Origin of the sequence: Sulfurimonas sp. (genome assembly GCF_026988655.1) — a bacterium.
In the GTDB taxonomy this organism is placed as follows: Bacteria; Campylobacterota; Campylobacteria; order Campylobacterales; family Sulfurimonadaceae; genus Sulfurimonas.
Map to the genome: position 1 here is coordinate 1 of NZ_JALSKT010000014.1, position 20,593 is coordinate 20,593.

A 20,593-nucleotide genomic window follows, 5' to 3' on the forward strand; every position below is an offset into this window, starting at 1 on the left:
TCTTTATACTAAAAAAAGGCACGGTAAATCAAAACTAAGGTGACTTGAGTTCTGATTTACCGTAAAAAAAAGGTGGAAAATGACTACATTTACAAAACTTACATTAGGTTTATTAGCGACATCTAGCATTGCATTTGCTGGTGTTGAGGCACATTGGGACTATGGACAACATGGACCAGAGCACTGGGGGCATTTCAGTGAAACTTGCGAAAAAGGCAAAGAACAATCTCCCATAAATATTCAAACGGAAAAAACGCTCCAGCTCGACAAGAGTTATACAGTCAAACTCTCCGAAGCATACGATGGGGTTTCTACAGTTATAGACAATGGACATTCTTTAAAAGTCACTCCTCATGACGCGGGCTATATCACACTTCATGGCAAAGATTATAAGTTACAACAATTTCATTTTCATGGGATGAGTGAACATACAATTGATGGCAGAAGATACAATGCAGTTATGCACATGGTACACAGTGCAAAAGATGGCTCAATAGCTGTTGTTGCGGTACTTTTTGAAGTAGGTGAAGAGAACCCTGCACTCGCTAAAATCCTGAATGCAGATGGGAGTGTAAAAGTTAATCCAAATGATCTTTTACCAGAAGACACTGACCATTATTACCATTATAAAGGTTCTTTTACAACACCACCATGTACTGAAAATGTTCAATGGTATATCTTCAAAGACACCGTAAATATCTCTAAAGCACAACTCAAAAAACTAAGAAAATATTATACAAATAACGAAAGACCAACACAGCCCCTTAACAAAAGAGTCGTCCAAACAAAATAAATATTCTAAATACAGTGACCGCTAAAGTTAGTAAATGTAACTAACTTTGGCTAAAATTTTCTTATGAAAATAACAATTACAGATGATAACCTCCAAAACCTAGAAGCATTTACTCAAATACTCAAAAAAGATGAAAGTACAATTATCAATGAAGCTCTTGAGCTCTATTTTCAAGAAGAACAAAAAAAACTACTTGAAAAAAACATAGCTGATGAGAATGCTCTAACAAACCTCGACTTTGATGAATTTTGGGATGGAGTTGATCTTTAAGTACCTCTTAACATTACGCTAATATCCCTAAGCTATTATTACACTATCCAAAATCTTAGCTTATGGAGTCCTAAAAAGATGAAATATCTCTTATTCTTAAGCCTGAGTGTTATCTGCCTACAAGCGATGACCTTAAGCGAGACTGTTGATTATGCTTTGCAAAACAACAATGCTCTCAAACAAACTAATGTCAGCAGTGAACGTTCAAAAAGTGTACGCAGTGCAAAACAGGCACAAAAATATGGTCGTGTTGATGTCATAGCATCCTATGATCACTACAATCTATCAAGAACACTCGCTCCCTTGACACCGATGTCTATAGTAGGTTCCCCTGATGGTGCTTACACAATTCCAACAACACAAGACCTTTTTACTACAGGTATTGCTTACAACGTTATCCTTTTTAATGGATTTGCCCAACAAAGCGCTTATAAAATTTCAGACTTGCAATACCAGTCTTCTCTTATAAAAAGAAAACTTGCACGTGAAGAGCTTATTTATAATGTTCGTACGCTTTATCTCTCTTTACTCGCTCTTGAAGAACAGCTAAAAGCTCAAGGACTTTACACTCAGGCACAAAGCCAATTAGTGCTGAAGATACAAAAAGGACGTGAACTTGGAAGCAAATCAAAACTGGATCTTCTTCGTGCACAAAACAGTGTAGCAGCAAGTTTAGCTCAAGAAAATACAATGGGGGCAAATATTGATATCCTCAAAGCAACACTCTCTGCCCTGATGGGAAATAAAACTTTTAATAAAACAGAACCACTCACTATTACAATGCCAAAGTCAAAATCTTTTGTGATTGAAGAGTCAAATATCACCTCTTTAAAGCGATATCAAGCAACTAAAATCAATCAAAAAGTAAATGCAAAAAAGCGTGATCAAGCAAAATCCAGTTACTACCCAGTGATTGATTTTGGAGCCTATTACGGACAAAACTTTGGTCCAAATGACACGACAAACAGCGTTCCACCAACTAGCACCGCCCCATCTGCTGGGACAACTGTTCTCAAAGAGGGAGATTACAATAGTGCTGAGATTTGGCAACTTGGAGTGCATTTAAAATGGAATGTCTTAGACTTTGGTTTAAGCAGATCCAAAAATGAAGAAGCAAAACTTGCCTATTTGGAGTCACAACTACAAAGTGCTGGTGTGGCAATCGAAGTTCGTAAAAATCTTCTCATCGCACACAACAAAATCAAACTTGCAGTTGCAAAGTATAAAAGCGCTGCATCCCAATATGCACTGCTAGACGAAACAAGTAAAATTGAGCAAATCCGTTATGATAACGATGCGCTTACAATCACTGACTTACTTGCAACACGTGCAAAAAAAGAGATAGCTTATGCACAAATGATCGATGCAAAATATAGCTATCAAAAAGCTTTATACTATTTAGACTACTTACTCGAAAAGGGAGAAGAAAAATGAAAAAAATACTAATACTCGTCATTGTCATCGCGATTGTAGCTACGGCAGGGCTTTTTTTAAAAAGTCAAAAGAAAGCAGTTCAAGAGTTGCCTATAGCTAAGGTGTATCATTACAATGTAGAAACTGTAAAACCAAGTACAAAAACACTCCAAGAGACAAGACATTTTCTAGCACAATTACTTGCTAGCAAGAGCGCACTCATCGCCTCAAAGTTTTCAGCTCAAATAAAACATATTTATGTCAAAGAAAATGACATCGTAAAAAAAGGCCAGCTCCTTATAGCTTTAGATGATGCAGAAATCAAAGCTAGTATTGCCTCTCTACAACAACAAAAACGAGCACTGAGTGCAGATGTTAAAAATGCTAAAAGAACCTTACAACGTAATAAAAAACTCCTAGAAGCCGAAGCAATTTCAAAAGAAAAGTATGACGCTTCTTCTGTTTTATACCAAAATAAATATGCTGCATTACAAACTACAGATGATAAAATAAATCAACTCCATGCACAAGCCAAATACCTAAATATCACTGCTCCTTTTAGCGGACGTGTAGGAAGCGTTCTTGTTGATGCAGGCAATCTTGCCGTACCGGGAAAACCCATAATCTCTTTAAATTCAGATGACCAAAAACTCATCTTTTCTTATATCCAAACATCTAAGCCCATTGTCCAAGGGCAGACCGTACTTATAAACAACAAAGAGATAGGTCAAGTGACTCGCTGTTATGATGATGCTAAAAATGCCATGCTAGTAGCGGAGATTAAACCATATAAAGCACTTGCATATGCCAACAAATCTTTTATAAACATTGATGTAGTTGTTGACAAAGCAACAGGCTGTGCAGTACCATTAAATGCTCTACTCCATCGTAAAAAAGAGACAGTTTTGATGGTCTATAATAAAGGTCAATTTCAATCTTTTAATGCAGACATTATCCTACAAGATAATCAAAATGCCATACTAAGAGAGTGTCCTACACAAGCAGTAGCAACTGCTGCTGAGGCAAAGCTAGCACTTTTACCTACACTAGGTAAGATGACTATAACTGAGGCTGAGTAAATGAAAAAATCATCTTCATGGGTAGAAGCCTTACTCAAAAGACCCTACTTTATTTACTCTTTTTTAACTCTGTTTATATTTTTAGGGATTGTTGGCTACCAAAAGATTGACCGAAAACTATTTCCAGACTCAAACTATCCTACTGTAGCAGTTGTTATAGTCAACCCTGGTGCTTCTGCAAAGACACTTGCATCAAATGTTAGCGTACCAGTAGAAGAGGAGCTTTATACTCTGGATAAAATTCGTCGTGTTTATTCTACAACCATCGATGAAGTAAGTGTTATTAATGCCGAATTTGAATACACAAAAGGGATAGATGCCGCAACAAGTGATGTCAGTAATGCTCTTGATAAAATCAAATCTATCCTCCCTTCTTCGATTTTAGCTCCACAAATTTTACAAATCACCTCAGCAACTGCACCTATTATTACCATAGCTGTTAGTTCTAAAAATGGTGTTGCACTTGAAGATATCCGCCAACTTGCACAAAATCAAATCAAGCATGATTTGATTAAGCTTGATGGCATTGCAAATGTTGATATTTTTGGTGGTTACGATAAAGAACTTCAAATCATTGTAGATAAAGAAAAACTTGACCAATATGGTCTTGACATTAGCCGTGTTATGGCTGTTATTCGCAGTAACAACAATGACTATGCAATAGGATTTATCAACTCTCAAAAAGATCGTTACTTACTCAAAGCCAATGGGAAAAGAGATAGTATCGCTGCATTGAAATCTATGAAAATCACAAAAGATATCACCTTAAATGACATTGCAAAAGTTTATTTTGGACACTATGAAAATTCCTCACTTTACTTTGGGAATCAAAAAGAGGCCATTGCTATTGCTGTTCAGCGAGGTAATGATGCTGATGTTGTGAAAAGTATAGAAAAAGTAGAAGCAGAGCTTGAAAAACTAAAACAAAAATATCCAAAATTGAGATTTGAGATTACAGATACACAAAAAGATACTATCATACAAAGCACTTCAAATATGTTTGAGTCCTTACGTGATGCTATCGTTATGTCCACTATCATTGTTTTTTTCTTTTTAGCAAGCTTTCGACAAGTACTCGTCGTCCTTGTGACCATTCCTATTGTCTACATGGCGACTATCGCTTTAATGTGGATAGTTGGAATCGAGTTTAATGTTGTCACGCTAACTGCTATTATTTTAGCCCTTGGTCTCTTACTAGATGATACCGTTGTTGTGATGGAAAACATCGAACGCCACTACAAAGAGGGGCATGATGAAATTCATACAGCAGTTTTTTCAGGAACAAAAGAGATTATGTTTGCTGACCTTTCAGGAACACTTACAACGATGATAGCACTCTCACCTATGCTTTTTGTTGGTGGTTACCCCCAAACTGTCTTTCAACCCCTCGTTGGAACACTTCTATTGGCACTAGCAGCTTCATATATTGTTTCTATCTCTGCTGTACCACTACTTTCATTGAAGATATTAACAATACAACACCCCTGGGTAGTTAAGTCTGAAGCTTTTTTTGAAAAATTTGTAGGCCCATTCAATCTTGCTATTAGTCGTTTTTTCGCAAACGCAGTCACGCTAGCACTTGAACATAAAACTGCAGCAGTCGCCTACTTTGTTGTTTTACTCTTTATGTTTATCACAAGTGTAAAAGGTGTTATGCCAACAGTCGGGCAAGAACTTATGCCACCAATGGATACGGGTGGAGTAAAAATCTCTATCAATGTCGACCCCAATCTTCCAGTAGAAGCAAGTGAACAAATAGTAAAAGAAGCAAATGCTATCATAGCAAAACATGGAGAACTTCTTTACCTCTCTAGCGCCATAGGCTCTGAAGCTGGAGTGATGAGTATTGGAAGTGGTAGTGGGATTGACCATATCGCTATTACCGCAACATATGTTGACCGCTACAAACGTAGTGAGAGTATTTGGGATATAGAGAAAAAACTTCGCGAAGAACTTGCTCATATTCAAAATGTAAATTCGATTGATGTTGTAGATTATGGGGCAACTGCCCTTGCAAGCATTCGTGCAAATATTGATGTAACACTCTCAGGACCAAACTTTGCAGACCTTGAGCGTGCAGGAGAGATGATAGAAAAAGCAATGCGTCAAACACAAGGGCTTGTCTCTGTCTCTAAAACATGGGAAAACAACAAACGTGTATTTAACCTTGAGATCAACCAAGAGCGTGCTTCTTTTTACGGTTTAAGCAATGCAGAAATCATTCGTCAACTTCAGGTCTACATTCGTGGTGCAAAAGTTGGCTCTTTTGCTCTGCAAAATAGTAAAGATTTTGATATTCGTGTTTGGGTAGACGAAGCCAAACGTAACAATGTAAAAGAGTTAGGCTCACTCCTTCTTACTACACCAAAAGGAAAAGTTCCTCTCTTAGGGGTCGCTAACATAAGCACGCTAACAGAACCTTCACTTATAACAAGAGAAGGCTTAAACTATACGCTTAACGTATATGGTTTTAGAGAAAAAGCGGCCATCTCTCATATCATGGCAAACTTTGAAGAGCAGGCAAAAGATATTGTCCTTCCAGATAGTGTTACAATGGAGCAAACAGGAGATATAAAACAGTTTAAAAGTTCTGCTTCTCGTATGATTGGGGCAATAGGGTTTGCTCTTGTTTTGATATTTTTCACTTTAATTACACTCTTTAATTCTGTGAAAATTTCCTTAATGATTCTTATCTCAATTCCTCTGACAATCATTGGAGCATCTTGGATGATGTTAGGGATGCACTATCACACTTCTATGCCGGCAATGATGGGATTTATCTTACTCTCAGGTATTATCGTAAATAATGCCATACTTCTTATCCATTTTGCAATTGAGAAAATGCAAGCAGGCATGAGTAAACGTGAAGCGATGTTTGAAAGTATCCGCATTAGAACAAGACCAGTACTGATGACTGCGTTTGCAGTATCTGCTGGTATGTTGCCTGTTGCTATGGGTTCTGCCATAGGTCTTGAAAGGCTTGCCCCTTTAGGTGCTGTAGCTATAGGTGGTCTTATCGTAGGTACTTTTCTTACACTTCTTTTCATTCCTTTGGTGTTTATCTGGACTGTACGCGAAAATGAAATGCTTGAGGAGAAATATTAATATAAACAAGGCTTTTTATGCACTCTCTTAGTATTTTCGGAACAAGTTCTGATGCAGGCAAATCTACGCTTAGTTTTGCTCTGACCTATCTCTTGCATCAACGCGGCATAAACGCAGTCCCTTTTAAAGCACAAAATGTCTCTAACAATTCACAAGTTACTGATGATGGCGGAGAGATTGCCATCCCTCAGTTTTTTGCAGCGGAGGCGATAGGGATTCCTACTTCTGTTTTGATGAACCCTATCCTCTTAAAATCTGCTGGCGAGTCAAAAGCACATATGATACTCAATGGCAAGAGTGTTGCTCAAAAAGATGTTTGGGAGTATTATCGTGATATTGACACACTCAAACCTATCGTAAAAGCTGCCTTTAACACTCTTAAAGAAGAGTATGAGTGCATTGTTGCTGAGGGTGCTGGATCTCCTGTAGAACTCAACCTCATGGACAAAGACCTCTCAAACATTTATGTAGCCAAAGAGTTTCATACAAAAATCATCATCGTAGCCGATATTGAGCGCGGCGGTGTCTTTGCTTCCATCTATGGTGTTTATAATCTTCTACCAAAAAAACTGCAAAAAAATGTCATCGGTGTTATCATCAACAAGTTTTGCGGAGATATGCGTCTTTTTGATGAAGGTGTTTCTATCATAGAAAAAGATTTTGGCATAAAAGTCCTTGGGGTTGTGCCATATAAGCCTTTAAATCTCGGTTTTGAAGATGCCCAATCCCTCATAAACTACAAACAAGACACAAAAGCATCCATCATCACAGTCGGTGTCATTCAGCTTCCACATCTTAGTAATTTTACAGACTTTGAGCCACTTATAGCTGACAAAGAGATAGCACTGCGTTTCATCTCAAACGCAGTAGAAGCATATAGCTGTGACCTTATCATACTCCCAGGAAGTAAACGTGTTATAGATGACTTAGCTTGGCTTCGTGCAAATGGATTTGAGAAGATACTCACCTCAAAAAAGACAAATATCATCGCAATTTGTGGTGGCTATGAGATGATGTTTGAGCACTTAATAGATAAGGATAGTGTAGAATCTGAGAAGACAATCACAGCTGGATTTGGACGCTTTAAGGGTAATGTTATTTTTCAAAAAGAGAAGACAGTCAAAAAAGGCTACTACAATCACCGTGGTATCATCACTCCGGGATATGAAATACACAATGGTATAACCAAGAAAAATGCAAAAAAGAAAAAGAATCTTTACGGCACATTTGTTCATGGGATTTTTGAAAATGATGCACTGCGTTTGAAAATCTTCAATAAAATAAATCCAAGCTACAAAGGCTATAATTTCCAAGATTTCAAAACGAAAACAATTGAAGACTTTACAAATCACATCGATAAACATATAGATATGAACTACATTATTAAAGAGTTACAAAGGAACTAAACCATGATACGAGATATAATAAAATACCCAAAGACTCCTAGTTTGGAGTTTGGCGCAAATGTAAGACATTTTAATCAAGAGCTTTTTGACTTGATTCAAGATTTAAAAGATACCATTCAAGCCAACACTCTTGACGCCTTAGCTGCGTTTCAGATAGGCTCACCACTCTCTATCATTGTGCTTAAACAAGAAGATGGTAGTTATCTTGAGATAATAAATCCAAGAATTATCAAACGAGAAGGCACAGTTGAACCCATAGAAAGAACAGCCTATTTTCCAGGTCTCAGTGCAAAAACAAAACGCTATGAAAAGATAAAACTTATCTATGAAGATAGAAATGGTGAGCAGCAGTTTTTAGATGCAGGGGGAGAGCTTTCCATCACACTTCAAAGAAAACTAGACTATGTTTTTGGTTCAAGTTTCATTGTGCGTCTTGATGAAGAGGAGAGAAAAGTTTTTGATGCTAAACTCGAAAATGGAACAGATGCCATCACAAACAATGGCTGTCCGACTGTTTTTAAAAGAGATAGCATCCTCAATCTTATCAAAGGTATCTTTGTTATCTCTCTTCTTGCTTTAGCTGGAGCATTCTTTTTAAGTGATGCAAACCTCGCACTATTAAAAACGGCAGAAGAGTACTCGATGATAACACTGTTACTCCTCACAACTATCTACTTTTTCTACGCACAGTACGAAGGAAAATTGTATAAAAACTGTTCTTCTTGTCAAGTAGGCAATATCATCGGAGTCACAGCCATAACTCTAGCAAAAATTCTCGTGCTTTTTATAGCAAATTATTTTATTCTTTGGTAAGATGTCATCAAAAAGAGATAATTTGAAAACATATAATATACTAACAAACAAACAAACTTCCCTTCCAAGTGGTAGAGCTGACTTTTTACTTGCTGCTTCTGTAACAAAGACTTGTGAGATTGAGGGCATCACACAAGCGGGTATTCCCGGGATGATTCCTCTTACGCCAACACTTGATGCTGAGTATATTAGCAATGAAAAAGTTTTTTCACTCGGTGAACTTGCTGAGACACCTACAGGTGTTCCCTCTCCTGCTCTTATTACCCGTGCTACACACAATTTAGCTGCGTTTAGCTCTATTGAGATTTTAGATTTGGGTTTACAAACACAGCCACAAAACTGCACTCTTCACCATTTTGACATCAAACCTTCAGAGGCTATTAACAGCGGTGCGAACATAGATGCAAAAGAGATTTTTAGTAAAGGCATGGCATTTGGGAGAAGTTATGAACTTAGGGGCAACTATCTTATCTTAGGAGAGAGTACTCCTGCTGGTACAACAACGGCAACAGCTTCAGCTCTTGCACTTGGTTATGACTGCGCAAATGATTTTTCATCAAGTTTTTTAAATGTTCCAAACGACATCAAAACAAAGACCATAAACGCAGCACTAAAACATCTTGATGAACGTATGGATAACTTTGAAAAGTTGAGTATAGTCAGTGACAATATGCTTCTTTTTTGTGCTGGTTTTTTAGTAGAAGCCTCAAAAAGATTTCAAATAGTTCTCGCTGGTGGAACACAAATGGCAGCTGCTCTTCTCATAGCTGATGCACTTAGAGAAGATATCTTGATGCGTATCAAACATGACAATGTTATGCTTGCAACAACGCAATGGGTAGCACAAGACAAACATTCCAATATCAAACATATTTTAGAACAACTTAGCTACACTCCAAACGCAGTCTATACAACTTTTAGTTTTGCAAATACCGAGATACCTATACTCAAAAAATATGATGAGGGTGAAGCGAAAGAGGGTGTTGGCGCAGGTGCAGCGCTTGGCTATGCCACTTCTCATGAGATAACAACTGAGCAACTCTTAGAGCAGATAGAAATACTCATCTATTCTCTATAGTTCTATGTTTTGCTATAATATTCCGATAAAACATCATTAGGAAATATTATGTTCTCATCTGTAAAATCTAAGGTTATTGTTTCTGTTCTTGCATTTTCTATTTTAGGCTTGTTCTCACTCTCTTATTATCTCTCTTCTACCTTGCAAGAGCTCTCCAACACCAGTGCAAAAAAATCTTTGCAGATGCTGAGTGAGTCAATATTTCAAACTATGACAACAAGCATGATGATGGGTGATCCTGCTGTCGTTGTGAAAGCTTTTGAAGATGCAAGGGCAATTGATGGCATTAGTGAACTTAACATTGCTAAGTCCAAAGCTATTATTGAAGCCTATACGCCCGAAGCTACTTTTACGCAAGATCCTATCTTAATAGATGTCCTAAAAAACAAAACAACAAAAATTATAGAAACAAATGAAAATGGACACCATCTTGTTCGTATGGTCAAGCCTATGGTTGCCGAACAACGTTGTCTTGCTTGTCATTATAATGCTAAAGTTGGGTATACGCTTGGCGCTCTTGATCTGGTTGTATCTTTGGATAAAAATGATGCAATGATAGACTCTACAAACACAACACTTGTTATATCTCTTGTACTTTTAGCCATTCTTTTTGCCATAGCAGCTGCAATCTTTTTTAGTCGTGAGATATTTAGCCCACTCAATGCACTTAAAGAAAAAATCGCTTCTTTAGTGAGTGGAGATAAAGATCTCACAAAACGTCTTGCATACAAAGAGGGCAATGAGTTTGGTGAAACTGCTAAAGAAGTAAATAACTTTATAGCAATGATTCAAGAAACAGTCAATGAAGTAAAATCCTTAGGTCATCAAAATAATGCAATTGCCTCTGAAATTGCGACAGCTTCTCATGTTATCCGTAAAGGAACCGAGCAAGAACAAACACTTGTGACACAAACAAGCCAAAAAAGTGTAGATATCCAAGCTATTCTTGACCAAACCATACAAACAGCAACAAACACACAAGAGACAATCCAAAAAGCAGATGAAGAGCTTGAAGAAGCACGTGCATCTTTACTATCACTCAACGATGAAGTGAGTGGTTTTGTTCAATCAGAAAATGAACTTGTAGATGAACTCTCAACACTCAAAAATGATGCCGACCAAGTAAAAGATGTTCTCAATGTCATCAAAGAGATAGCAGAACAAACAAACCTACTCGCGCTAAACGCAGCGATAGAAGCTGCTCGCGCTGGAGAGCATGGACGTGGGTTTGCTGTCGTTGCAGATGAAGTTCGTAAGCTTGCGGAGAGGACACAAAAAAGTCTAGGTGAGATTGACATAAGTGTCAGCACTATTGTGCAATCTATCAATGATGTCGGAGAAAAAATGTCTCAAAATGCTAAAAAGGTTGAAGCACTTTCAGATATATCCGGTGATGTTGAAGAGAAAATCTCTCGCACTTCAGAAGCTATGCAACTCTCCACAAAAGTAGCAAATAAGTCAAAACAAGATAGTCAGGAGATGTCAAAAACATTAGAAGAGATCATCAGTTTTATTAAAAGCATTGAAGCACTCTCAACTGCTAATGGAACAAGTGTTCTTAGTATTGAAAATGATTTAGAGAGACTTGTTCAAGTTGCTACTTCGCTCCAAAAAACGATAGACGAGTTTAAAAGCTAAGGAATTTTTATTCCTAAGATCGTCTTCGCCTTGAATGTACATAGTTTTTCTTAAAACATGACTGACAAATATTGTACTTTGAATTAAGCGGGAGCACTTTAGAACAGAGTTTACAACTTTGTGCTAGCTGCGTTTGATGCAAAGAAAATTCTATGTACCTGTTTAAAACGCCTCTGTATTGTCTCGCTTTTTGTTCATCAATAAAGTACTCATCAAATCTATAACTCAACCACAGATACAGAGATATCTCTTTAACCATATCCTCAGCACGTAACAACTCTTCAGAAGTTCTAGCAGACGACCCAGCTAATGTTGGAGCCATATAATGCACCGGCTCTTTTCTCTCTAAGGACTCGATATAACGCTCATAAGCGCTGATAATATAAGGCGATTTCAGCGTCAGTGGTGCACAAGCGAGATGGTACTTCGTAGCAATATCGAGATCATAGGCATCAACAATCTTAGAGGCTTCAAGCATATCATCTAAAGAAGCTGCATAAAATGGTCCATCAAAAACCATATTTTTAATGAAAAAGTGTAAAATCTCTTCTAATGAGTTCTCTTCCAAAATTTTTGAAACAAGCTTGATATGCTCTAAACTTGCCATAACTTTAAAAGGAATGTGTATCTCTTTAGCTTTTTTTACAAAGTTTTTTTTGACGACTTTTAAAGCCTCTTCATTTAAAGCCCCAACATAACCATTTTCATGTAAGCCATAACGCCCTGCACGCCCTGCTATTTGATGGATTTCTGAAGGAAAAAGTTTACGTTGCATAATGCCGTCAAATTTTTCTGCTTTTGAAAAGAGTACTGTTTTGATGGGAAGATTCATCCCCATGGCAATGGCATCTGTTGCAACAAGTATCTGCGTTTCACCCTCACGAAAACGTCTGGCTTCTTCACGTCGTACTTCAGGAGAAAGGTTTCCATATACCACACTCACTTCAAAATCTTTTGAGAAGTTTTGTTTGAGTCTGAGCACATCTTTACGACTAAAAGCGACGATGGCAGTTCCAGCTTCAACATCTTTTGGCTGCGTAGCAGTCTCTAAAAGTTCAAGCGGATTTTTTCTCTCAAATTCTATGATCTCAAGCTCTTCGCCAAGATACTCTGCAAGGGCGACAATGGCATCTTTGACATTGGGTGAACCTGTCATAATGACTTTTTGTGCTGGCGCACCGATGATGGCATTTGCCCATGCCCAACCTCTGTCACGGTCATCTATCATCTGCACCTCATCAATCACACAAACATCTACATCCGCTTCATAATTCATCATCTCAATAGTTGAGCTTATATGCGTAGCTTCATCATCAAGTATCTGCTCTTCTCCTGTGATAAGCGAACTCTCAATCCCCTTAGCTTTAAGTGTTTCATAGCCCTCAAGTGCGAGTAAACGCAATGGAGCAAGATAGTAGCCCGTGTCTGCTTCTTCAAGACTTTTCATCGCAGTGTAGGTCTTTCCACTGTTGGTTGGTCCTATGTGCAAAACCAGTTTTCTTTGCATACTTCGTGCGATTGGAAAGAGGTTTTTAAAGTCACGTATAGTCCGAGCTAAAAGCTCTTGTTTTTGCTTTTTAATCAATTCATCATGGATAGAATGCACAAAACGACGCAGGATTTTTTTCTGAATTTTTTGTGTTATATTTAAGCTTTTTGGCATAAGCTCTAGTAAAAACTCATAGACCCTGTTGTGAAGTTCTTCTTGAGAAAAATGCAGAAGAGTTGAGTACTTTTCACACTCTTGAATAAGCTCTGTAAGTGAGCGTAAAAACTCCTCTTCATGCTCTTTTTTTACCTCATCTAAAACAGCATCAAAGTTAAAACGCCGGGAGTTCCATATCTCCTCAAGCAAACCCTCAAGCTCGATATGCAGCTCCAAATTGTACTCCATCTCTATTTTCGAATATGGAAGTGTTAGCTTTTGTGTTACTTTTAAAAGCATCTCTTCATCATGAAGTTCTACATCATCTGCGTTTATCTTCTCTCTTACTATATCTTTGAGAACCCTCTGACTTATCAAAGGATAAGAAACTTTTAGTTTTGGCGGGGATGCCCGAAGAGAGTCAACTATCTGTTTTGTTGTAAGATAAGCATGTGGGTATTTCAGCGAAGCGATAAAATTGTCGATACTCTCTTGCTTTTGCGCAACTATCTTTAGCTTATCATTCCCTATCCTCTCTACTATCTCTTCAAACGCAGCTTCTTCTAAAAACTGATACTCATAAGGCTTTGTGTTGAGTGTCAAAATCTTATGAAAATTTTGATCATAGACTTTGTATCTCAGTGAAGCGTTAAACTCAAATGAGTCATCAATATCAAAAAGTCCTTCAAGTTCTCTCTCTAAATGTTCCTTTTTTATCTCAAAACGAATATGTCGCAGAGATGATTCCATCTTTAAAATCGTAATTTTTTTACTTCTGACATTCGCATACGCTTCATGCAAACGCACGGCTTCTTCTTTGTTTACATCCAACTCTTCAAGTAGCGCTTCTATCTTCGCTTCTCTATCAAAACCAACTTCTACCTTTGGCTTATCTGATTTGTAAATACGCCCATTACTTTCAAAAAAATGCAGGATATCTTGACGCATAGCACTCTCGGCTTCGCTCCATATCATACGCAAAGTTTTTACCATCAAATCTTTGTTATGTTCTATGTCATAAATCCCAAGCGCAGCAAAAAGTTCACTGAGTGTTGTACTCTCAACCCGCTGGATCCCTACATCAAAAGGGTCATCATCAAAATATATACGGATACGTTGATTTATCTTGCTATTTTTTTTATTTTTTCTTGCCATAATTTAATGTGCGCCTTTATTGTATTCTTTCTTAGATAAATTATAACACAAGTTTAGGGTCTCCCACGGTAAATCAAAACTAAGATAACTTCAAAACTCAAGTCACCCTGAACTTGATTCTGGGTCTAGTTTATATGAAATTATAAGCTCGATTCCCAGTCAAGCTGAGAATGACTTATGTTTTGATTTACCGTAAGGGTCTGCATTTAAACAAACTCTATAAATAGAGTAAGTATAATTCAGATATGAAATACCCTAACGAATGGACACAAAAAGAATTTTTGCAAAATAAGAAAAAACTCGAAAGTGAGGGGAAAAAGGTTGTTTTGGTTGACACCATCCTCGCTCCCATAGAAAAAGCTGACACAATTACATACAACCCTTACGAAATGAAACAATATCCTGAGGGAAGTGTCTTTGTTTTTTACTGTGACAGTGGCAAAGCAACCTTAGATAGACTTAATGAGTATAAACAAAAATTTCCTCAGTATCACTGCGTTTCACTCAAGGGTGGTCGTGGATACTGGCGTAAAAATATGATGCTAATGGATGAAGATGATACATAAAAAGATACAAGATTTTATAAAGTGCTTAGAAGAAGAGAGATATTACGATGCCCATGAAGCACTTGAAGAGGTATGGTTTCCAAGGCGATTTGAAAAAGATAAAGAGGTCAAATTACTCAAAGGCTTCATCAACGCTTCTGTAAGTTTTGAGCTTATGAAACTTAGACGCCAAAAACAAAGCGCAAAAGTTTGGGCAAATTATCTTAAATACCGTCCCTTACTTTTAGAAGTAGAATCAAAGTATAAAAATGAATTTTATAAGCTTTCAAGATTTGTTGAAGAGATTAATAATAAAAAAAAATATTTTTCGCTATAATCTCGCCAAAATTATCTAAAAAGGTTAGAAATGGATGAAACATCAAAGCTAGTAGCTGAGTATCAAGATATTGCCATCGCATATGCGAGTGAATATGGCTTAAAATTAGTGTTAGCAATACTGATATTTATTATCGGTAAATGGGCGACAAATAAAATCACTGCGTTTATCAAAAAGATGATGCTTAAAGCAAATGTAGATAAAACTCTCGTTGAGTTTAGTGAAAGTATCATTTACTTTGCACTTTTAATGATGGTAATTATCGCTGCCTTAAATCAGCTCGGAGTCAACACAACTTCATTTGTTGCAGTATTTGGTGCTGCAACTTTGGCTATTGGTCTTGCACTTCAAGGTTCTTTTTCCAACATCGGTGCAGCTGTACTTATCATCTTGTTTCGTCCCTTTAAAGTGGGCGATGTTATCGAATCAGCAGGTGTTACAGGTGAAGTAACAGATATCAATCTCTTCTCAACTATCATCACACCTATAGATAAACGTACAGTTATTGTTCCTAACTCTTCTATCATTGGGGGAAATATCACAAACTTTTCCAACAGAGAACAACGTAGAGTTGACCATGTTTTTGGCATCGGCTATGATGATGACCTCAAACTTGCAAAAGAGACTTTAATGCAAATCGTTAAAGCTGACAGCAGAATACTCCAAGACCCAGAGCCATTTGTAGCAGTTAACGAACTTGCAGACTCAAGTGTAAACTTTGTTGTTCGTGCATGGACAAGTACAGATGATTACTGGGGTGTATATTTTGATATGCTCGAGAGTGTAAAACTGACATTTGATGAAAAAGGAATCTCTATCCCTTATCCTCAAATGGATGTTCACACAGACAAATAAAAACTTAAATTCAAAACAAGGAAACAAACATATGAAAAAAATTCTACTTACTTCACTCGTAGCTTCTGCTTTTGCACTCAGTGCTCAAGCAGCAGATGCAAATGCTTTAGTCACACACACAGAGATGGGTTATATCCAAACAGATGGGAATACAAAAACAAAAACATTCAACCTTGATGCAAAAGCAAAAAAAGCATGGGATAAACATGTGGGTACTTTAAAAATTGATGGACAATATGCTCAAAATGATGATATAGAAACAAAAAACAAGTACATCATTGAAGCGAACTACGACTATATGATCTCAACAAAATTCTCTTTTAACTACTTAGCTGGTTACAAGTCTGACAGATATGCTGGTTTTGCATACCAAACATACACAGGTCCGGGTGCAAAATACCAAGCTGTAAAAACTGACAATCATAACTTAAGTGTTGATGGAAATATCCTTTATTCATCAGACAAATCTTATGTGACAAAAGATACAAACAACTACTCTTCATACAGAGTACAAGCTATCTACGCATGGCAAATAGTAGAAAACTTGAAGTTTAGTCAAGAAGCAAGCCTCAGAGGTTCTTTTGAAAATACTGACAACTACTTCGCATATTCAAAAACTGCCTTAACAAGTAAGATTTCAGACATCTTCTCTGCAGGTGTAAGTTATAAAGTTGATTATGTAAACAAACCACTTGCTCCAAAAAACACAGACTCTACACTTACTTTCAACCTAATTATGGACTACTAGTCCGTAATTAGTCTATTCTACTTTTTTTGCGAGCCCTTTTAATTGTATTAAGTCAAGTTTATCTTTAGGTCTATTTGAAGCAGTTTTATTTTTTATGATGTCGTTTATCTCTAAAGAGTAAACTTGTATCTCATCAAATTCTACAAGTTGTTTATTCTTCCAGGCATCTTCAAAATTCACTCCATCAAGAGCATGAAATATATTTATGGCATTCTCCTTAGTTTTCTCTATCCACAAATCTATGTCATATGTTGACCTAGAATAACCCACTTTGGACATCGCATAAGCCCCAGCTATAAGAAACTTTACATTATGTTTGTTAAAGAGAAAAATTATATCTTGATAATCTTGTGTAAGGTACATAAGAGCTACTTATGAGTAAGTAATAAACTTCACAATTGATTTATCAACTCTCTTTGGAGGAAATTGTCCAGTCTTTTCTTTCCATGCTTCTTGTGATAATCGGGCTAATAGCTCCCAAGAACTTTTAACATCAAGATGAGTATGAAAACTGTGGTGTTCATCCGAGTGTAAACTCATTTTAGCATATGTTATTTTATTTTTTCGTTTCAGCGCTCTCTCTTCAATGGAAGACATTTTCACCCCTTATGTTATGTTTGTATTATATCATTTTTTGCTAGATGTCGATAAAGTAAATACAAATTAAAGACGGAGTTCTCGTTCTCTCATCCACAAACTTATAAATATAAACGCAGTAAATACAATGATACTTGAACTTAAAAAGAGATACTTTGGATACCATTCGTAGATGTATCCAGAGAGTAGTGCCCCGCTAAAACCTCCCAATCCATAGCTTATGCCTGAAAAAAACTGTTGTGCAAGGCTTTTGTTTTTGTATAGATGAAACAAGTAACTAATAGCGGCGGTGTGAAAGAGTGCAAAACTCAAAGCATGTAAAGACTGTGCGAAAAATAAAACATTGAGATTTTGAGGAAAATAAAAAACTAAAAGCCATCGAAACGCAGTGGCAAGAATAGTAAGCTGCAAAATTTTAAGTAGATTAAAATGGAGGAATTTTCCCTGCACAAAAAACATAATGACCTCTATCAGTACCCCAAAACTCCAAAGATAGATAGTCATATCTAAAGATATCCCATAGTCTGTTTCATAAATAGTAAAAAAATTATAAAAAGCACCAAAACTCATCTGTACAAGCAAAAGCCCAAGCCAAAGCTTGTAGTCTTGCAGCAGGTTGATGTCATTAGTCTCTTTTTTTGCTCTTTTTTCTTCATGTTTTGGGGCGATACTTTGAACTTTGTAGCCTACAAACGCAGTAAATACCACAAAAAAGAGTAAAAAATCAAGTGCAACATAAGCTGAGCTTAAAAACTTCACAAGCACCAAAGCAACGACAATAAAGCCCACCGAGCCAAAAAGTCTTACCTTCCCGTACATCTCTTTGCCTATACTATCCAAAGCAATAACTTCGACATAGGGTAACATCAAACTCATACCTATACCAAGAGCGACATTTGAAGCAAGTAGAAGGTAAAAACTTTCTAATGAAAAATAAAATGCAATAGCACTCAAAATGGCTAAAAGCAATGAAAACTTGAAAACTACTGCGTTTAGACGCATCCCTCGCATAAAAAGAAAAGGCAAGATAAAACGCACTAAAGGAGATGCTGCAAAGATGATACCTATCTCGCTTGCATCATAGCCCACTTCACTGAGCACTTTAGGTAAAAAGATGATGTAAATCCCAACAATAGAAAAGTAAAAGTAGTAAAATAGTGATAATATCATAAACATAAGGCGTAATATATCATATTTGTAACAAAAATATGTTAGTATAAATTTTCATTGCCATCCTAGAGTAAACTAGCGAATCATTAGTTTACTCTAGGATGGCAATAACTTTAAAAAGGGGAATATTCCATGATATTAGAAATGAAACCTGATGACTTTATCATATCTAAAACAGATACAAAAGGTCGTCTAACTTATGTAAATAAAATCTTTATGACAATGGCAGAGTACTCAGAAGAGGAACTTTTGGGAAAACCGCACAATATCGTACGCCATCCCGAGATGCCAAAAACAGTCTTTAAACTTCTTTGGAGTCGCATACAAAATAAAGAAGAGATTTTTGCTTTTGTTGTGAACAAAACTAAAAAAGGCAATGAGTACTGGGTTTTAGCAAATGTAACAACTTCAGTGGATGAGAGAGGTAATATCATCGGATTTTATTCAGTCAGAAGAAAACCAAGCGATAACGCACTCAACATTATCAAACCACTCTATGCTAAAATGCTACAAGCAGAACGCAGCGGTGGCATAGCTGCTGGAGAAAAAGTTTTAAACGATGCACTATTTCAAGAAGGAGTTTCATATGATGAGTTTATCATCGCTATTCAAGGATAACAACAAAGTCTCTTCAGATGAGCTATTTAAAACGATGACAAAAGTCATCAAAGAAGCGGCACAAGGGAACTTAGAATCACGTGTCACACACATCCCAGATGACAACTCCCAAATGTCAGAATTTGCTTGGGCTTTGAATGATATGCTTGACCAAACAGAAGCATTTATGCGTGATACGGCTACGGCCATAGAGTTCGCTGCGGCAGGGAAAACCTTTAGACATCCTTTCCCAGAGGGTCTTCATGGGATATACAAATATACATCAAACCAACTCAATGGCGCTATCAGCTCCATAGCCAACGGATATAAAACAAAAATGCTTGGAGAACTCTCTGCCCAATTCACTCGTCTTGGTGGTGGTGTAGCCAAAGGGCTTGGTGTCATTCAAGTCGATATCCTCGCTTCTTCTGAAAATGCCAAAGATATTGTAAGCGTGGCAGAACAAACTGCTGAGCAGTCTTCTTCAAGTCTTCAAAGTGTTATAGAGATCTCTCAAAGACTCGGTTCTTTAGTTGAGCTTATAGGCTCTTCGCATGAGGGTATCATCTCGCTTGAGGGACGTTCACGTGAAATCTCTGATGTTGTTGGACTCATCAAAGACATCGCAGACCAGACCAATCTTCTCGCACTAAACGCAGCCATAGAAGCTGCACGTGCAGGTGAGCATGGACGTGGCTTTGCCGTGGTTGCTGATGAAGTAAGAAAACTAGCAGAACGTACACAAAAAGCGACAACGGAGATAGAGATAAACATCTCAACCCTGCAACAAGAAGCAAACGATATGCGTACTAACTCTAATGAGATTAGTACCATAGCGCAAGAATCAAATGAAGTCATCAGCAAATTTGAAGACACCTTTACAGAGCTCAATTCTTTAGCAGACAACTCTTACCAAACTGCCATCAGAATTCAAAACCGTCTCTTTACAACACTCGTAAAAGTTGACCATATCCTTTTCAAATCAAATGCTTACTCAACAGTGCTGAGTGGAAATAAAGAAAAAGTATTTCCAGATCACCACAACTGTCGTATGGGTAAATGGTATGATGGTCTTGGAGCAGAGCGTTTTGGACACACGAAATCATTTAAAGATATGGCAACGCCACATGCAACTGTTCACGATAGCGTCTTTAAAAACCTTGAATATGTTAAAGAAGACTCTGTACTCAAATATGACCACCCTCAAAAAGTTACAGAAAACTTTGTTAGGATGGAAAAAGCATCAGAGCAACTCTTTAGTGATTTGGATAAAATGCTTGATGAATATCAAAATGGAAAGAAAAAGTAGGCGTTTACTAAACATTTACTTATAATTATTATAATTACAC

19 protein-coding genes are annotated in these 20,593 nt (G+C 37.1%); 15 read left to right on the top strand and 4 right to left on the bottom strand.

The window, feature by feature from the left end; translation table 11 throughout:
* Nucleotides 1–79: 79 nt before the first annotated feature.
* From MV052_RS01335 to MV052_RS01375, 9 genes are all read left to right on the top strand, one after another.
* The gene (locus MV052_RS01335) at nucleotides 80–793 is read left to right on the top strand and encodes a carbonic anhydrase family protein (RefSeq protein WP_297440218.1); all 714 of its coding nucleotides are present in this window, start codon (nucleotides 80–82) and stop codon (nucleotides 791–793) included.
* Between the two features lie 63 nt (nucleotides 794–856).
* Nucleotides 857–1,063 (top strand): hypothetical protein, encoded by a 207-nt coding sequence (locus MV052_RS01340; RefSeq protein ID WP_297440220.1) that lies wholly within the window; start codon nucleotides 857–859, stop codon nucleotides 1,061–1,063.
* A gap of 78 nt (nucleotides 1,064–1,141) precedes the next feature.
* Nucleotides 1,142–2,497, top strand: coding sequence for a TolC family protein (locus MV052_RS01345; protein ID WP_297440223.1), 1,356 nt, complete (start codon nucleotides 1,142–1,144; stop codon nucleotides 2,495–2,497).
* Nucleotides 2,494–3,555 (top strand): efflux RND transporter periplasmic adaptor subunit, encoded by a 1,062-nt coding sequence (locus MV052_RS01350; RefSeq protein ID WP_297440225.1) that lies wholly within the window; start codon nucleotides 2,494–2,496, stop codon nucleotides 3,553–3,555. Before MV052_RS01345 ends, MV052_RS01350 begins: the two co-directional genes overlap by 4 nt.
* Nucleotides 3,556–6,660, top strand: a complete 3,105-nt coding sequence (locus MV052_RS01355) for an efflux RND transporter permease subunit (protein ID WP_297440227.1) — start codon at nucleotides 3,556–3,558, stop codon at nucleotides 6,658–6,660.
* Nucleotides 6,661–6,677: 17 nt separating this feature from the next.
* Entirely contained in the window at nucleotides 6,678–8,066 is a 1,389-nt protein-coding gene (locus MV052_RS01360) for a cobyric acid synthase (RefSeq protein WP_297440229.1), read from the top strand.
* Nucleotides 8,067–8,069: 3 nt separating this feature from the next.
* Nucleotides 8,070–8,879, top strand: a complete 810-nt coding sequence (locus MV052_RS01365; protein ID WP_297440231.1) for a peptide deformylase — start codon at nucleotides 8,070–8,072, stop codon at nucleotides 8,877–8,879.
* A gap of 22 nt (nucleotides 8,880–8,901) precedes the next feature.
* The gene (locus MV052_RS01370; protein ID WP_297440234.1) at nucleotides 8,902–9,957 is read left to right on the top strand and encodes a TIGR00303 family protein; all 1,056 of its coding nucleotides are present in this window, start codon (nucleotides 8,902–8,904) and stop codon (nucleotides 9,955–9,957) included.
* Nucleotides 9,958–10,005: 48 nt separating this feature from the next.
* Nucleotides 10,006–11,595, top strand: coding sequence for a methyl-accepting chemotaxis protein (locus MV052_RS01375; RefSeq protein ID WP_297440236.1), 1,590 nt, complete (start codon nucleotides 10,006–10,008; stop codon nucleotides 11,593–11,595).
* Between the two features lie 13 nt (nucleotides 11,596–11,608).
* On the opposite strand, the gene MV052_RS01380 is transcribed toward MV052_RS01375, so the two are convergent.
* Nucleotides 11,609–14,395 (bottom strand): helicase-related protein, encoded by a 2,787-nt coding sequence (locus MV052_RS01380; protein ID WP_297440239.1) that lies wholly within the window; start codon nucleotides 14,393–14,395, stop codon nucleotides 11,609–11,611.
* Between the two features lie 245 nt (nucleotides 14,396–14,640).
* Between MV052_RS01380 and MV052_RS01385 the strand changes: the two genes are divergently transcribed.
* From MV052_RS01385 to MV052_RS01400, 4 genes are read left to right on the top strand one after another with little or no spacing between them, the layout of a single operon-like run.
* A complete protein-coding gene (locus MV052_RS01385) occupies nucleotides 14,641–14,961 on the top strand; it encodes a hypothetical protein (RefSeq protein WP_297440241.1) in 321 nt (106 codons plus the stop codon).
* On the top strand, nucleotides 14,951–15,277 hold the full coding sequence (locus tag MV052_RS01390; RefSeq protein ID WP_297440243.1) for a DUF309 domain-containing protein: 327 nt from the start codon (nucleotides 14,951–14,953) through the stop codon (nucleotides 15,275–15,277). The genes MV052_RS01385 and MV052_RS01390 overlap by 11 nt, the downstream gene beginning before the upstream one ends.
* Before the next feature lie 30 nt (nucleotides 15,278–15,307).
* The gene (locus MV052_RS01395) at nucleotides 15,308–16,132 is read left to right on the top strand and encodes a mechanosensitive ion channel domain-containing protein (protein WP_297440245.1); all 825 of its coding nucleotides are present in this window, start codon (nucleotides 15,308–15,310) and stop codon (nucleotides 16,130–16,132) included.
* 31 nt (nucleotides 16,133–16,163) lie between these two features.
* A complete protein-coding gene (locus MV052_RS01400; RefSeq protein ID WP_297440247.1) occupies nucleotides 16,164–16,880 on the top strand; it encodes a DUF481 domain-containing protein in 717 nt (238 codons plus the stop codon).
* 12 nt (nucleotides 16,881–16,892) lie between these two features.
* Here MV052_RS01400 and MV052_RS01405 read toward each other — a convergent pair whose 3' ends face one another.
* From MV052_RS01405 to MV052_RS01415, 3 genes are all read right to left on the bottom strand, one after another.
* Nucleotides 16,893–17,243, bottom strand: a complete 351-nt coding sequence (locus tag MV052_RS01405; protein WP_297440249.1) for a DUF6036 family nucleotidyltransferase — start codon at nucleotides 17,241–17,243, stop codon at nucleotides 16,893–16,895.
* A gap of 9 nt (nucleotides 17,244–17,252) precedes the next feature.
* A complete protein-coding gene (locus MV052_RS01410) occupies nucleotides 17,253–17,477 on the bottom strand; it encodes a hypothetical protein (protein WP_297440252.1) in 225 nt (74 codons plus the stop codon).
* A gap of 66 nt (nucleotides 17,478–17,543) precedes the next feature.
* On the bottom strand, nucleotides 17,544–18,647 hold the full coding sequence (locus MV052_RS01415) for an MFS transporter (RefSeq protein ID WP_297440254.1): 1,104 nt from the start codon (nucleotides 18,645–18,647) through the stop codon (nucleotides 17,544–17,546).
* A gap of 132 nt (nucleotides 18,648–18,779) precedes the next feature.
* Here MV052_RS01415 and MV052_RS01420 point away from each other — a divergent pair, with 132 nt between their 5' ends.
* Nucleotides 18,780–19,265 carry a PAS domain-containing protein gene (locus tag MV052_RS01420; protein WP_297440256.1) on the top strand — a complete coding sequence of 162 codons (486 nt, stop codon included), beginning with the start codon at nucleotides 18,780–18,782 and terminating at the stop codon, nucleotides 19,263–19,265.
* Nucleotides 19,234–20,553, top strand: coding sequence for a methyl-accepting chemotaxis protein (locus MV052_RS01425; protein WP_297440258.1), 1,320 nt, complete (start codon nucleotides 19,234–19,236; stop codon nucleotides 20,551–20,553). Before MV052_RS01420 ends, MV052_RS01425 begins: the two co-directional genes overlap by 32 nt.
* Nucleotides 20,554–20,593: the final 40 nt, after the last annotated feature.